The organism is Parabacteroides sp. AF21-43 (assembly GCF_003635435.1).
Lineage (GTDB): Bacteria > Bacteroidota > Bacteroidia > Bacteroidales > Tannerellaceae > Parabacteroides > Parabacteroides distasonis.
The window spans coordinates 12,444-27,647 of the sequence record NZ_QTMG01000011.1 but is presented as its reverse complement, the minus strand read 5'-3'; the positions used below and the strand labels follow the sequence as shown (position 1 = coordinate 27,647).

17 protein-coding genes are annotated in these 15,204 nt (G+C 43.5%); 13 read left to right on the top strand and 4 right to left on the bottom strand.

The annotated features are described in order from the left end of the window. Positions 1–90 precede the first annotated feature (90 nt). Entirely contained in the window at positions 91–573 is a 483-nt protein-coding gene (locus DWX84_RS09735) for a pyridoxamine 5'-phosphate oxidase family protein (RefSeq protein WP_005865637.1), read from the top strand. Between the two features lie 34 nt (positions 574–607). Here DWX84_RS09735 and DWX84_RS09730 read toward each other — a convergent pair whose 3' ends face one another. Beyond that, complete coding sequence (locus tag DWX84_RS09730; protein WP_008774437.1) at positions 608–1,240, bottom strand: peroxiredoxin; 633 nt, start codon at positions 1,238–1,240, stop codon at positions 608–610. 172 nt (positions 1,241–1,412) lie between these two features. On the opposite strand from DWX84_RS09730, the gene DWX84_RS09725 reads away from it, so the two are divergent. From DWX84_RS09725 to DWX84_RS09705, 5 genes are all read left to right on the top strand, one after another. After that, positions 1,413–3,281, top strand: a complete 1,869-nt coding sequence (locus tag DWX84_RS09725; protein ID WP_005865639.1) for a HAMP domain-containing sensor histidine kinase — start codon at positions 1,413–1,415, stop codon at positions 3,279–3,281. A gap of 170 nt (positions 3,282–3,451) precedes the next feature. Continuing rightward, positions 3,452–4,678, top strand: coding sequence for a glycine betaine/L-proline ABC transporter ATP-binding protein (locus tag DWX84_RS09720; protein ID WP_005865641.1), 1,227 nt, complete (start codon positions 3,452–3,454; stop codon positions 4,676–4,678). Next, entirely contained in the window at positions 4,675–5,508 is an 834-nt protein-coding gene (locus DWX84_RS09715) for a proline/glycine betaine ABC transporter permease (protein ID WP_005865644.1), read from the top strand. The genes DWX84_RS09720 and DWX84_RS09715 overlap by 4 nt, the downstream gene beginning before the upstream one ends. 28 nt (positions 5,509–5,536) lie before the next feature. Continuing rightward, a complete protein-coding gene (locus tag DWX84_RS09710; protein WP_005855279.1) occupies positions 5,537–6,430 on the top strand; it encodes a glycine betaine ABC transporter substrate-binding protein in 894 nt (297 codons plus the stop codon). Continuing rightward, the gene (locus DWX84_RS09705) at positions 6,417–7,196 is read left to right on the top strand and encodes a GDSL-type esterase/lipase family protein (RefSeq protein WP_053093257.1); all 780 of its coding nucleotides are present in this window, start codon (positions 6,417–6,419) and stop codon (positions 7,194–7,196) included. The genes DWX84_RS09710 and DWX84_RS09705 overlap by 14 nt, the downstream gene beginning before the upstream one ends. 82 nt (positions 7,197–7,278) lie before the next feature. Here the strand turns inward: DWX84_RS09705 and DWX84_RS09700 are convergent, their stop codons facing one another. Continuing rightward, positions 7,279–7,761, bottom strand: coding sequence for a ferritin (locus DWX84_RS09700; protein ID WP_005865648.1), 483 nt, complete (start codon positions 7,759–7,761; stop codon positions 7,279–7,281). A gap of 87 nt (positions 7,762–7,848) precedes the next feature. Further along, positions 7,849–8,277 carry an Hsp20/alpha crystallin family protein gene (locus DWX84_RS09695; RefSeq protein ID WP_005855288.1) on the bottom strand — a complete coding sequence of 143 codons (429 nt, stop codon included), beginning with the start codon at positions 8,275–8,277 and terminating at the stop codon, positions 7,849–7,851. A 348-nt stretch (positions 8,278–8,625) separates the two neighbouring features. Between DWX84_RS09695 and DWX84_RS09690 the strand changes: the two genes are divergently transcribed. From DWX84_RS09690 to DWX84_RS09665, 6 genes are all read left to right on the top strand, one after another. Next, a complete protein-coding gene (locus DWX84_RS09690; RefSeq protein WP_005865651.1) occupies positions 8,626–10,089 on the top strand; it encodes a DUF4153 domain-containing protein in 1,464 nt (487 codons plus the stop codon). Between the two features lie 6 nt (positions 10,090–10,095). Further along, positions 10,096–10,722 carry an NUDIX hydrolase N-terminal domain-containing protein gene (locus DWX84_RS09685; RefSeq protein ID WP_005855292.1) on the top strand — a complete coding sequence of 209 codons (627 nt, stop codon included), beginning with the start codon at positions 10,096–10,098 and terminating at the stop codon, positions 10,720–10,722. 43 nt (positions 10,723–10,765) lie between these two features. After that, positions 10,766–11,116, top strand: a complete 351-nt coding sequence (locus DWX84_RS09680) for an L-rhamnose mutarotase (RefSeq protein ID WP_005865653.1) — start codon at positions 10,766–10,768, stop codon at positions 11,114–11,116. Positions 11,117–11,124: 8 nt separating this feature from the next. After that, positions 11,125–12,348, top strand: coding sequence for a sugar MFS transporter (locus tag DWX84_RS09675; protein WP_005865655.1), 1,224 nt, complete (start codon positions 11,125–11,127; stop codon positions 12,346–12,348). 153 nt (positions 12,349–12,501) lie between these two features. After that, positions 12,502–13,050, top strand: a complete 549-nt coding sequence (locus tag DWX84_RS09670) for a hypothetical protein (RefSeq protein WP_005865659.1) — start codon at positions 12,502–12,504, stop codon at positions 13,048–13,050. A gap of 1 nt (position 13,051) precedes the next feature. Beyond that, positions 13,052–13,603, top strand: a complete 552-nt coding sequence (locus DWX84_RS09665) for a hypothetical protein (protein WP_005865661.1) — start codon at positions 13,052–13,054, stop codon at positions 13,601–13,603. Between the two features lie 61 nt (positions 13,604–13,664). Here DWX84_RS09665 and DWX84_RS09660 read toward each other — a convergent pair whose 3' ends face one another. Beyond that, positions 13,665–14,498, bottom strand: coding sequence for an OmpA family protein (locus tag DWX84_RS09660; protein ID WP_011965889.1), 834 nt, complete (start codon positions 14,496–14,498; stop codon positions 13,665–13,667). A gap of 101 nt (positions 14,499–14,599) precedes the next feature. On the opposite strand from DWX84_RS09660, the gene nrfH reads away from it, so the two are divergent. Further along, positions 14,600–15,190 carry a cytochrome c nitrite reductase small subunit gene (nrfH, locus tag DWX84_RS09655; RefSeq protein ID WP_009018642.1) on the top strand — a complete coding sequence of 197 codons (591 nt, stop codon included), beginning with the start codon at positions 14,600–14,602 and terminating at the stop codon, positions 15,188–15,190. The last annotated feature ends 14 nt before the right edge of the window (positions 15,191–15,204 follow it).

The following is a 15,204-nucleotide window of genomic DNA, read 5'->3' as shown; positions in this document are numbered from 1 at the left end:
TGTGTCAACTTTATGACGCAAATGTATATTATTTTTTTTTAGATTTGCCACGATTAGTGTATTATACTCGTTTATAAATAAATTAGACCTATGTTTAGAGAGATCAGACGAAAAGACCGGATTTTGGATAATGAGTTGGCAATTCGTTTATTGGAGGAGGCGGAATATGGTTTTTTGGCCATGTCGGGGATAAATGGGTATGGGTATGGAATCCCGATCAATTATGTAAAGGAAGGGGATTCTATTTATTTCCATTGCGCTCCGGAAGGGTATAAGCTGGAATGTCTACGAGAAAACCCGAAAGTGAGTTTCACGGTAGTTGGCGCTACACAAATCGTTCCGGGAAAATTCACGACAGGTTACGAGAGCACTATCGCTTTTGGAGAGATGCATTTGGATTTGCCGGAAGAAGAGCGTCGGTATGCCTTGCGGCTACTCGTGAATAAATATTCATCGGCGTTTAAGGAGATCGGCGAAAAGTATATTGAGAAATCTTTTTACCGGACTAATATCTTACGTCTAGATATCTCGCATATCTCGGGAAAGTGTAAACGATTGTCTCAATTAGTATAAAAAAAGGGGGCCTAACCCCCTTTCCTGCAATATATCAATGATGGCTTAAATAATTAGAGACTCCTGCGTTTGTCGCTTTCATGGCGTCTTTTCCTTTGGACCAATTTGCCGGGCAAACCTCGCCATATTCTTCGAAGTGCTGTAAGGCGTCGACCATACGGAGAGCCTCGTCTACGTTACGGCCTAATGGTAAATCGTTGATTACATAATGACGGATCAAGCCCTCTTTGTCAATCAGGAACAGACCCCGGTAAGCGACCGGATTTCCTCTGGAGATAAGTTCTCCACTTTCGTTCGTAATATAATCAGCGGCCAATACGCCAAAGTTTTCAGAGATGGTTTTGGAAAAATCGGATACGAGTGGATAAGTCACCCCATGGATACCTCCTTTATTCTTATCTTGGTTTAACCATGCGAAATGAGAAAATTGAGAATCGACGGAGCAACCAACCACCGCTACGTTACGTCTTTCGAATTCCTGTAACTTTTGTTGGAAGGCATGTAATTCTGTCGGGCAAACGAATGTAAAGTCCATCGGATAGAAAAACATGACTACATACTTCTTGCCTACATATTGTTCCAAAGAGAAATCCTCGATGATCTCATTGCCATTCACTACTGCCGGAGCGTGGAATTCCGGTGCCTTTTTACCTATTAATGCTTTCATATTATAATTAATTTGTTTGTTAAGTAACAAGCGTAAGTGAAGGTTTGTTGTTGCTTTTTAGTAAAGAGACTGATTTTCTTGTGAAATAGACCTAAAGTTTATGCTTTAAAATTTCTCTGATTTTCAAAGATTTTATTTCTTTGTAACTTATTGATGTTAATAAAGAAAGTATATGGAGGTTTCCGAGGTAAAACAGCGTTTGCTGACAGATTTTTTTACATATTATCCCATGGGAGGTGCTCTGTATGATAAAAACGGTGCGCTAATTGATATAAATAAGTCCTTAAACGAGAAATTTCCTTTTACGAATGAAGCGGACTTCTTATTAAATAATCTTTTTCGTACAGATTTGTTGACCGATCTTCAAAAACAATATCTGCGTGGGGGAAGCGTGGTTTCCGGTTCTTTGCCTGTACCGTATTCTATCATCCCCTCAATGAATGAGAATAGAGAGATTCTTGGATATACCTTATTATTAACGGGTAATCCGGCGGTCGGGCAGGAGGCAGCCGGTTATGACCGGGAATTGAAGGAATTGACGGACATGTCGCAAAAGATGGCGGAAGCGGTTCCAGATACGATCCTTTTGGTAAACAAGCAATTGATCGTAGAGCGGATTATCGCTTATGCTGTGGAGACTTGTATAACGCCGGAGTCGATCAATCGGCGTATCGATGATCTTCCGGGTTTCATTTATCCGGATGAGACTAAGCGTCGTGTGGCCGCGATTGTGCAAAGTTGCTTGAATAAGTCGGAGATCATGAATTTAGATTTATCGATTCCGGGACATAACGCTCCGATCGTTTATTTTAAACTACGGTTGGTACCTGTACATGACCGGTATGTGATTATTTATATACGGAATGTATCGGAGCTCGTTGAGCAGGAGAAAGCGAATGAGGCGTTAAGCAGTAAGTTGTCCGAAAGCCGGATGATGATGGAGCTTGCTTTGCAGAATAGCAAGATTACGACTTATTCTTTTAATTTCAGCCGGTTTAAGTCTTGCGATAAAGTACATTGTAACCGTTGTTTCCAGTTTTATGGCACGACCAATAGTTTATTGAAACGTAATCAGTTCATCTGTCAGGCTTTGCCGCAACTTCGTCACCCGGACGATTCTGGTGACTTTTTCTATCTATTCAATACGATCCGTACGAATAAATTGGATGAATATAAAATAGATTTTCGTCTAAAGAACGATGATAACACCTATCGGATCTATGAGGTGATCGGTAAGACGCATGAGAAAGATGAGAATGGCTTCCCGAATTTGATTGTTGGTTGTATGATCGATGATCAAGAACGATTGGAGTTTGAGGAAGACTTGATCCGTGCCAAGGAAAAAGCGGAGGAGGCGGATATGCTTAAGTCTACTTTCTTAGCGAATATGACCCATGAGATCCGTACGCCGTTGAACGCTATTGTCGGTTTCTCTGATTTGTTAGGAGTGGAGGAGGATTCGGAATTGCGCCAAAATTATATTAGTTTGATCAAGATGAACAATGATTTACTTTTAAGTATAGTAAATGATGTTTTGGATATTTCCAGAATCGAGTCTGATATGATGACGTTTACTTATATGGATGTTTATTTACCTTCCTTTATGAAAGATCTATATAACTCCATACAATTACGTAGACCGGAAGGGGTGGAAATGACCTTGGATGCATGTCCCGATATCATATTTAATATAGATCGAAATCGATTATGGCAAATCTGCATGAATTTATTGACGAATGCGGTTAAGCATACTAAAAAAGGTCGTATCTGGTTTGGATATACAATTGAGGCTGAGGAGAAAATGATTAAGTTTTATGTCTCGGATACAGGTTGTGGCATTCCTAAGGATGAATTGGATAATATCTTTGCCCGATTCGTGCAATTAAGCGATTTTGAGCAAGGAGTTGGATTGGGATTAGCAATTTGTAAAGGTCTGGTATTAAAAATGGGCGGTAATATTTCAGTGATTTCCGAAGAAGGATTTGGTTCTACATTTATTTTCACTTTACCTATGAAAAGACCCAATAGTTGGAAAAACTAGTGAACAATACTCTTTGAAATTCGGTTGTCTATATAAGAGATGATTTAGGTTGTAGTCAATTTCCATAATAAGCATTAACTTATACATGCTTTTGGTTTATGTTTTGCCATAAGAAATTCTGGACTTATGGCCTAATCTTTTTGTATCATACCTGTAATCAAGGATTTTATATGACGAAAATAGAAATAAAGAATTTATCTATTCTTTTCGGCCCGGAGAAAATGCGTGCGAAAAGAATGCTAGTAGCGGGAAAAAGTAAACAAAACATTTTGAAAGAAACGGGTTGCACGGTAGCTGTACGTAATGCGAACCTAAAGATTGAGGAAGGGGAGTTATTTGTGATAATGGGACTTTCCGGAAGTGGAAAATCTACGCTGTTACGTTGTATTAACCGATTGAACGAACCCTCTTTGGGAGAAGTCTTTATCAACGGAAAAAACATAACGACTTCCTCGGATAAAGAATTATTGGATATACGGCGTAAGGAAATGGCTATGGTTTTCCAGCATTTTGGATTGCTGCCCCATCGCACGGTATTGAGTAATATCGCTTTTGGCTTGGAGTTACAAGGGGTTCCTAAAAAAGAAAGAGACCAGAAAGCTGTGGAAAGTGTAGCCCTAGTAGGGTTAAAAGGATACGAGAACCAGAAGGTTAGCGAGTTGTCTGGAGGTATGCAGCAACGTGTCGGATTGGCCCGTGCGATCTCGAATGATCCCGAGGTGCTCTTGATGGATGAGGCTTTTTCTGCCTTAGATCCATTGATCCGTGTACAGATGCAGGATGAGCTATTGAAACTACAAGAGAAGATGCAAAAAACGATCATCTTTATTACGCATGATCTTGACGAGGCGATTAAGTTGGGGGATCGTATCGCCATTATGAAAGACGGGGAGGTCGTGCAAGTAGGTACCCCTGAGGAGATCTTGACAGATCCGGCCAATCATTATGTCTCTAGATTTACGGAAAATGTAGATCGTGGACGTATCGTTACGGCCTCATCGATTATGATAACCCAGCCGGTTGTCGCTCGTATCCGTAAAGATGGCCCGGAGACCGTGTTGAGGAAAATGAAAGAGAAAAACTTATATGTATTGCCGGTCGTGGATGGGAATAGGCAATTTCTGGGCGAGGTTCGTTTGAAAGATGTCTTGGCTCTTCGGAAAGCGGGGAATCATGATCTCTCATCGATTGTGATGAAAGAGGTGCCTTCGGTTCTGGAAAACACGACGGTTGAGGATATGCTTCCTTTGTTACCGGAGATCCGGCAGGCCTTACCGGTCGTTAATGAGGCCAACCAATTGGCTGGCTTGGTTTCTACTTCATCGATTATAATCGAGATGACGGGGAAGGATAAAGAGGAAATAGATCAAATTGTTCAAAATGCGATAGAATTATGATAAATATAGGAAAATATATAGAGATTGCCATTAATTGGCTGACTGAGCATTTCGCTCGTTTTTTTGATGTGATAAATGATGGGGTCGGAGGATTTATCGATGCTTTTCAAGATGGGCTGACTTGGATTCCGTTTTATGTGATGATTTTGGGCTTGGCATTGTTGGCTTGGTTCAAGGCAGGAAAAGGAGTCGGCGTGTTCACGGCATTGGGTCTATTGTTAATTTACGGAATGGGTTTCTGGGTGGAAACGATGCAGACTTTGGCCTTGGTACTGTCTTCTACCATCATCGCCTTGATGATCGGAGTTCCGTTAGGAATTTGGACCGCACGCAGTGATCGGGCGGATAAGATCATCCATCCGGTCTTGGATTTGATGCAAACGATGCCGGCTTTCGTCTACTTGATACCAGCCGTTTTGTTTTTTGGTTTGGGACCGGTACCCGGCGCTTTCGCAACGGTGATTTTCGCCATGCCTCCGGTTGTACGGCTGACCGATCTGGGAATCCGTCAAGTCCCGGCCGATATTGTGGAGGCTACCCGCTCATTTGGCGCTACTTCCTCTCAGTTGCTTTATAAGGTGCAATTGCCATTGGCTTTGCCTACGATCATGACGGGAGTGAATCAAACGATCATGCTTTCACTTTCTATGGTAGTTATAGCGGCCATGATCTCGGCAGGAGGATTGGGTGAGATTGTCTTGCGAGGAATTACCCAAATGAAAATAGGTTTAGGTTTCGAAGGAGGTATAGCGGTCGTTATCTTGGCTATTATCTTGGACCGTATTACGCAGGGCTGGGCGAAAGGTAAAGTGAATAAACAAAAGAAATAAGAAACATAGAAAAGAAAGAAATAGATATATGAGACGATTTACGATTATTATTGGATGCTGTATGCTTTTAGTGACCTTACAATTTATTTTCAGTTGTGTGGATAGCAAGGATCGAAAGAAAATATCGATAGCGTACGCTAATTGGGCGGAGGGCATCGCTATGACCAACTTAGCCAAAGTGATATTAGAGGATCAAGGATATCGGGTAACATTAAAAAATGCGGATATCGCCCCGATCTTTACTTCTGTCGCTTCGGGAAAAGCGGATGTGTTCATGGATGCATGGTTACCGGTGACCCATGCGGATTATATGGAACAATACGGTGACCGGCTTGAGACACTCGGAACGGTTTATGAGCATGCGAAATTGGGCTTGGTAGTTCCGGAGTACGTTACCATTCGTTCCATCGAGGATTTGAATGCCCATAAAGATCAGTTTAAAGGTGAGATTATAGGGATCGATGCCGGTGCCGGTTTGATGAACTCGGCGGATAAGGCGGTTCAAGATTATTCTTTGGATTTTGATTTGAAATCTTCCAGTGGGGCTACGATGGTTGCTTTCTTGAAGAAATCGATTGATGCGAACGAATGGATCGTGGTTACCGGATGGACCCCTCATTGGATGTTCTCACGTTATCCGTTAAAATTCTTGGAAGACCCGAAAGAGGAATTTGGAGACTCGGAGCATATCGAGGTTATCGCTACGAAAGGATTCTCTGAGAAAGATCCATATGCAGCCTCTTTTTTCAAGAACTTTAAGTTAACCGATGAACAACTGAGCGAATTGATGTATTATATGGAAGACGGGACACGTACGGAATCGCGATCAGCCCGTGCTTGGCTTGAAAAACATCCCGAGATAATCAAATTATTCTTACCTTCGCAGGAGAATCAATTGAATGGGAGCCATGAGACAAATTAAGGGAATCATATGTATTTTAATAAGTATCGTTATGTGTTGGTCTGCTTCAGCCGCAAACAATAAACGTTATGTGAATATCGTATTTATCGGGAATAGTATCACGTTTGGCGCCGGGTTACCGAAGCCTGTCCATGATGCGCCTCCTGTAAAGGCTGCGTTGTTTTTAAGCAAGTGCCCGGAAGTGGCTTCAGTCAAGTATTCCAATAGAGGACAGAGCGGATGCACTACCGTTGATTATTTGCCGGATACGAATACGCTTTTCCCGTGGGCCGTACGTGCTGCCGATAAATTTAAGGATGAGACTTGGGCGGATTTGGTATTCTCTATTATGCTGGGGACGAACGATAGCGCGATAGAAGGCACGAACGGTTGCCCGGTAGCGCCCGAGCGGTATTATGAGAATATGAAAACAATTATCAATCGCTTATTAGCTTTATACCCGAATTGCCGTATTGTGGTACATCGTCCTTTATGGTATAGCCCGAATACGTATAATGGGGCTAAATATTTGGAAGAAGGCTTACGAAGGCTCCAAGATTATTATCCGCAAATACAACGATTAGTCGATTATTATGCGTCTCATTTTCCCGGACAAGTCTTTCTGGGAGATACGAAGGGATTTGATTACTTTAAGGAAAACCATTTGACAGATTTCCAAGCGGAGAAGGGTAACTCCGGAGTGTTCTATCTTCATCCGAATGAGAAAGGAGCGGTCCGGTTAGGCGAATTGTGGAGTGAGGCGATTCGTCAGGCTTTAGGGCTTTGACCTCTATAAAAAAGCCATGCCATCCCAAGAAGACGACATGGCTTTTTAGGTCCATTTATAGGCATGACAAGCAGGTATTCGTTTATCTTTTTCCTAATCGATGATCCATTAATACGGCATGATGTTCTCCGTATAATTTAAGTTTCTCGACAATATTTTTCGCTGTAGCCTCTTCCTCTACCTGCTCTCGGACGAAGCCCCATAGGAAATCTTGTGTCGCCTTGTCTTTCTCTTCGGAAGCGATATCGACAATCTTGTCGATTGATCCGGATACATGCACCTCATGCTCGTAGATATGCTGGAAAATCTCCAACGGCTCTCCCCATGCTGTAGGAACGGAATTAACTACTCCGATCGTCACTTGTCCGCCACGCTTGATTGAGTAATCGATCATTTTATAGGCATGTTCAAGTTCCTCTTGCGATTGTTTTAACGTCCAATGCGCAAAACCATCCAGCCCTATCTGAGTGAAATGTACCGACATGGATAAATATAGGTTGGATGACCACATCTCCATGTTGATTTGCTCGTTGAGAGCATCTGATAATTTTCTGCTTAAAATCATAATGGCTTATTCTATTTTATGTTGTTTATAAATAGAACAAGCCATTATCGGTTTTGTTGAGTTTTTACGAAGGAAAGTGTATCGAGGTTATTTGATCTCGATTACTTTCTCGGCCATTTTAGCCTCTTCCTCAGTTCTTTTCGGTATGCTGATACTCAAGACGCCGTTCTCAACCTTCGCCTCAATCTTGTCTTTCTCTACATTGTCAGGCAAAACCATGGTTTGTTGGAACTTGCTATAAGAGAATTCGCGTCTCAGATAGCGTCCGTCTTTCTTATCCTCATTCTTTTCTTCTTTTTTCTCCATAGATACGACCAAGTTGTTGTTCTCATCGATCTTGATGTTGAAATCATTCTTCGTCATACCGGGAGCGGCTACCTCAACTCGATAATCCTTATCGGATTCTATCACGTTGATGGCTGGAGCTGTAGAGTTTGCTTTTATCATCCAGTCGTTGTCAAATAAATCATTGAATACATACGGTAACCAATTTTGACTTCTTCTCATCGGTGTCATAATACAGTCCTCCAATTATTAGTTAAACATTCTATTTACTATTCTTATTTCTGAACTCGTCCTTTTTAATCTCGAATTCGCTATAGATACTTCAAATGGCATGCCAATCTGATAATGTGTGTGTTAATGCGGATAAAAGAGATTGAATAAGGTTTAACCCACGCATGGGGAACTTATGATTCGGGGGATGCGGGTGCAGGGAATAATATCTTTTAGAAACTGGAATAAAATACAATGAAACGGAAATCTGTAATATTGGCATAATATACGTTATTTTGGCACGATAGAATGACGGGTTGGATAATAACTTTTATCTTTAGACGTTTTTAATAGTAAATCGGTTCGTATATGAGAAAAAAGATAGAGCTGTTTGGACTGCGAATGAAAGCTGCGGTACAGAGCCATCCGGTAGAGGTGTCGCTTTCGGTTTTGGCCTGTGCGATGGGATGTTATGATTATGAAAGCGAGGGTAGTTTTTTCGACATGGTACTACAGTATATGCCAGTTGTTTTCTTGTTTGTTTATACCTTGAACAGGTGTTGCGCGAGGATGAGGAGACGTTTGTTGTATTATTTCTCGGCGTTGTTATGGATTCCTTTTTTAATGATGCCGGTAGAGCGATCTTTCTCTTCTACGCATCTGGTTTCGTTGATCATTGTGATACTCGTTTATTTGGGAAGTGGATGGATGAAAGATAACAAGCGCTTTGTGGAAAATACGCTTTTCTTTGTCCGGTCGCTTTTATATGCGGGCGGGCTTTCGGTGGTTATTTATCTGTTATCCGGATCGATCTATAAGTCAATCCAATATACTTTCGAGATCTGGCAAGATGAGGCAGAAAGAATAATCGCTTATACGGCCTTTGTCGTTTTTAGCATCATTTTCCCACTATTGTTCTTGATGTTTAATGAACGAAGGGAGCGATCTTGGCTTCCTTTCAAGAGCAAGCTATTTGATGTTTTGCTAAACTATGTGCTTTCTCCGGCATTGCTTATTTATGCGGTGATCTTGTATCTGTATTTTATTAAGATCGCTGTCCTGTGGTCATTGCCTAAGGGAGCGGTTGCTTCTATAGTGGTAAGTTTTACTGCCGCTGTGTTTATATTAAAAGGATGTCAGGTATTTCTTACCCGGAGGTATTACGATTGGTTTTATGATCATGCCAGCCTTGCCGTGTTTCCGGCGTTGGTGATGTTTTGGATAGGCACGCTTTATCGGATTCGTGAGTATGGGTTTACCGAACCAAGGGTTTATTTAGTTGTCGTGGGGTTGATATTGACCGGGGCTGCCGTTTTATTTTCCGTCAAACGTTGGGCATCTTATTTATACGTAGCCTGTTGGGCGATCCTTTTGCTGGCGAGCGTAACTTATATCCCGGGGATGACGGCCAAAAATATTGAACATATCTCCCAAATGTCTCGAAAAGATGATCCGATAAAGAAGTCTTGGGAGGTGGAGTATATTCATATTTCCTCGGATAAGCCGGTTGATATCCGGGGATATAATACAATGGCGAGCTTACGGAGTTATAAAATGAGCGATGCTGCTCGGTTAGTGGCGGAGAATGATACGATTGCGGTTTTCGATGAAGAGGATGTCTTGGTCTATCAAAAATCCTATGATGGTTTTTTGGACGGGCAATTGCGGAAAGTCGGGCTTTCGCAGCTGGCTCCTATCCCAGAGTCCGTCTATCCCGATCTTCTCCGGATCGATCTGGATTCATCCGCCATTATTTTGGAGGCGATAGACTTGCGGAGAGATTCCGCCAATCATATTAACTATATCATAGGATCATGTTATCTAAAACAGTAAAATTGTATGTCTAGAAGTAAGGAATTGATTTTATTGGCCCAACGTATCCGGGCCTTGTCTCAGACGGGGTTGGTTTATTCATTAAGCGAGTACGATACGGAACGTTATGAAGAGTTGAGCCGCCTAAGTGATGAAATAACGGCTCTGGCTACCGGATTGAAGCCCGATGATGTGGCGAGTGGTTACCGCCCGGCCCAAGAGTATGTAACCCCGAAAGTCGATATCCGTGCGGTTGTCTTTAACGAGAAAGACGAGATTTTGCTGGTCCGTGAGAAAATGGACGGATGTTGGTCGTTGCCCGGCGGATGGAGCGATGTGGGGTATTCCCCGAAAGAGGTAGCGGCGAAAGAGGTGAAAGAGGAGACGGGCTTGGATGTGCTTCCGGTCCGCTTGCTGGCCGTGATGGATATGAGCAAGCATCCGCATCCCGCTATACCTTATTATGTATATAAGTTTTTTATCCTTTGCGAGTTGAAGGGCGGGTCGTTTACCGAGACCTTCGATATCTTGGGGAAAGGCTTCTTTCGATTGGAGGAGTTGCCCCCGTTGTCCTTGGAGCGTGTGCTGCCGGAGCAGATCCAACGGATGTATGCCTATTATAAGCATCCGGGCGAAGATGTTTATCTGGATTAAGGATACTTTTGTACCTTCGCGACTTCATTTTAAAAACAATGTTATGAAAAGATATTGTCAGACCTTGGATCTGAAAGAGGACGAGCAGTTGATAAAAGAGTATTGCTATTGGCATTCGCCGGAACATATCTGGCCGGAGATACCGGAAGGAATCCGTGCGGTAGGGATCTTGAATATGGAGATTTACCGTTTGGGAACCCGGTTGTTCATGATCGTGGAGACGCCCGATGATTTTGATTGGGATGCGTCGTTCGCCCGTTTGGCGACGATGGATAAGCAAGCGGAATGGGAGGACTTCGTGGCGAAGTATCAGAAAGCCGTTCCGGGAAGTTCCTCGTCGGAGAAATGGCAGTTAATGGAATGTATGTTTAAATTGCCGGGCGCGAGTAAATAGACGGAAGGATGGAAAAACAAAAGAAACAGTTGCTGGTGGCCGCCCCGGGAGGGAAATCTTATTTGGTCCCGTTTATCTTGATCACGAGTTTGTTTTTGCTTTGGGGATTCGCCCACGGACTCTTGGATGTGCTGAACAAGCATTTTCAAGGAGTCTTCACGATGACCAAGGCAGAGAGCGGTTTGGTGCAATTCTCTACGTATATCGCTTATTTCTTGATGGCGTTGCCGGCGGGGGCGTTCATGAAACGTTACGGATATAGGAAAGGGATTATCATGGGTTTGCTATTGTTCGCTATCGGAGCTTTCGGGTTTATCCCGGCGGCTTTTTTGCATTCGGCTACGCCTTTCCTGATCGCCTTGTTTGTGATCGCTTGCGGGCTTTGTATCTTGGAGACGGCGGCGAATCCTTATTCTACGATATTGGGGCCGTCCGCTTCCGCTGCGCAACGGCTGAACTTATCCCAGTCTTTTAATGGATTAGGTTGGATATTGGGGCCATTGGTAGGTGGTTTGTTGATATTCGGGGCATCGGAGGGAGATTCGATGGCGTTGACTAAACCTTATATCTTGGTAGGTGGTATCGTCTTGTTCGTAGCGTTGCTTTTCTTTTTCACGAAGTTGCCGGAGATTAAGCCGGAAGAAGAGGAGGAGGTGACCGCTATTGTCGAGGAGAAACCCGCTGCCTCCCTATGGAAACGTAGGCAGTTTGTACGTTCCGTGGTCGCCCAATTCTGTTATTGCGCCGCGCAGACGGGAATCTTCGGGTTCTTTATTAATTACGTGACGGAGATGGACCCGGGTATCAGTAATTTGCGAGCGTCTCGTATTTTGGCATTCGGTGGAATGGCCTTGTTTATGATCGGGCGTTTGAGCGGTAGTTTTACGATGAAGTGGTTGGCTCCGGGCCGCTTGCTGACTTGGTATTCTTTGTTGAGTGCCGTTTGTATGGCTTTGGTGGTGGCTTCCGTAGGTACGCTTTCGCTATACGCTCTTTATTTATCCTTTTTCTTCATGTCCATCATGTTCCCTACGATTTTCGCCTTGGGGCTGGAAGGTATGGGCGTTTATACCAAGAAAGCCTCTTCTTATATCGTGATGGGAGTCGCCGGCGGCGCTTTCAGTCCGATGCTGATGGGATATATCGGCGAGGAGAATATGGCGCTGGGTTTCATCGTCCCGTTGATCGCTTTCTTGTATATCTTGTATTTCGCTATCAAATGTAATCGATAAATTTGGAATGCTGTTTTTTACTTATGGAATCCGGATAATAAACCAGTATGGCTTGTGTATGAAGGCTTGGGTTTCATGGGATAAATGTTACGCTCAAGTAATATCTGCTTATCTATATCGTTTTCATTTTAAATAAAATAAAAGAGAGTGGATATGAATAAAGGTTTGTTTTTGTGTGGGCTATTTATAGCTCTATTTCTGGCTGGTTGTGGGGATGATGAGGTTAAAATCGCTAATCAGATGACTTTATATTCAAGGCCGGATACGATTCATCTGGGGGGTGACTTAGGGATGGATTCCATATTGGTGAAGGGCTTCACGGCTTGTGAGGCGTATGACGCGAAATGGGGAACATTGCCCGGGGATGTTGCGCGAGAGTTTGATATGAATGCCTCTTATCTCTATTTCTCGTATGAGGCAAGGGTGGTTTTATTGGAAGATAGCATTTATGACATAGGTATAGGACACTTTTGGGATGAGAAAGCTGGATTCTCGGAGGATTTGAGTTCGTATGGCTTCGTTATCAGTACGTTTGGCGTGCAAAAGGATAAGAAGCAAGTGCTGGCGTGTACCTATTTAATATATGTAGAGAAGAACTCAGATGGAGAGAAGATCGATCGCTGGCTTCCTGTACGACCGGAGGAGTTGCGGTGGCGTTATCTCCGAATAGAAGACTTTGATCAATTAAAAAATATAGAATGATATGAGACATTTAATTGTTATATATCTGACTTTTATGATGGGCCTTAATGTGGCTTGCTCACGGGTGGTGGATCTCGGTAAGGATGATTTGCATTCTGAACCGACGATAGAGATCGTAAGTGGTGATACCTTGGATATTGTAGGGTTCACTCTTGCGCATGAGCTGGCTACTAGTGAAGGACGTTTGCCTTATAACGTAGGGGATGAGTTTGGTTATACGGGTTCTTACACCTATAAGTCCTATGTGGTAAGGACGGAATATACGTATCAGGATGATGGAAATAGTATTTGGGTTTGGGAGGATACATTGAGCTCAATAATAGGTTTTTATCCTTATCTTAGGTCTGAGGTATATGATCTTGCGGATATTCAGTTCCATGTCCGGTCGTGCGCTCAAAGTGGATCGGTCTCTGTCGGAGAAAGGACGGATATTTATGATACGGCTCTACTCCATATCATTCGTTCTGTAAATGGAGAGGATATGGATGTATGGATTCCTTGTAAACCATCGGAATTGAGGTATCGATGTGTTGTCTATCATTTAGAAGAGTGAACGGAATGTTTTTAGCCAAGCTCCGGCAGTAGATAATACCCGGAGCTTGACAATATCATTATCACTGCAACATCTGCATCAACTTATCCAACTTCGGAGCCATGATGATCTCCGTACGGCGGTTCTTGCTACGTCCATCGGCGGTCTCGTTATCAGCGACCGGCATAAACTCCCCACGACCACAAGGTTGTATCTGTAGCGGATTCACCCCGTAGTCCTTGGTAAGGATACGCACTACGGAGGTCGCACGGATCACGCTTAGATCCCAATTATCCTTGAATTGGGCGGTATTGATCGGCTTGCTGTCCGTATGGCCCTCTATATAAACGTCTATATCGTTTTGCTTATTCAACACCTCGGCCAACTTAGCCAACGCTTCCTTGCCTCGTTTATCGACCTTTGCGCTACCCGATTGGAACAGAAGCTTATCCGACATGGCTACATATACTTTACCATTCTTCTCGGTTACGGTCAGCTCATCACTGTTGAAACCCAGCAAAGCGTCTTTCACGCTACTCAACAGATTCTGTACCTTCGCGTTCTGTGCGTTCATCATATCCTGTAGCTCGTTGATGGTACGCTCACGCTCGTCCAGCTCACTCATCTTTTGCTGTAACAAGGCATTCAGTTTGTCCTGCTCACCCATATTGGTATTCAACATGGTCTGGTAATTACGGATATCACGCCCCATTGTGGTCGTATCCCTTATCAAGGCGGCGATCCGGTTGTTGAGCGCGTCGTTATCGTCCTTGCATTTAATCAATTCCTCCTTCAAGGCGTCGCCACGTCCGATCGCCTCCAACCGGCCGTTCTCGGCAAGGAGGTATTTCTTTTTACTCACGCACGAAGAACATAAAAGGAGTGCGGAGACCGAGATAAATAACAATCTTTTCATTTTACGCATAAAATTTCGTGCAATGTAATATTTATTACAATTTCCTACACGCAAGTTTAGGATATTTGTGTCTCATAAACCAATATTAAAGAATCAGCGGTATGAAAATAAGAGAAATAATACAAACGCTGTTCCCGACAAGAACTTGGAAACTAGCCGCTATCATAGCCGGAGGTGTCCTTTGCGGGCTGGGGTCTTATACCTTATATGCTTCCCGGGCGTGGACTTATTTGTCCGACGACCCGGCTACTTGCGTGAATTGCCACATTATGGGCCCTTATTATGCTACATGGAATCATAGCTCGCACAGCCGTAACGCCACTTGCAACGACTGCCATGTGCCGCACGAGAACGCCGTGAAGAAGTGGTTCTTCAAAGGTATGGACGGAATGCGCCATGCCTCGGTATTCATGATGCGAGGGGAACCGCAAGTGATACAGGCGATCGACGAGAGCGCGGAGGTAATCATGAATAACTGTATCCGTTGCCATACGCAGTTGAATACGGAATTCGTGAATACCGGAAGGATCGATCATGAGATGGCAATGGCGGGAGAAGGGAAAGCTTGCTGGGATTGCCATCGCGAGGTGCCACACGGAGGTATGAACAGCCTGTCTTCTACACCGAATGCGTTGGTGCCTTATCCGAAGTCCGTATCGCCGGACTGGTTAAAAGATATGCTAAGTAAATAATAATAAATCAGTAT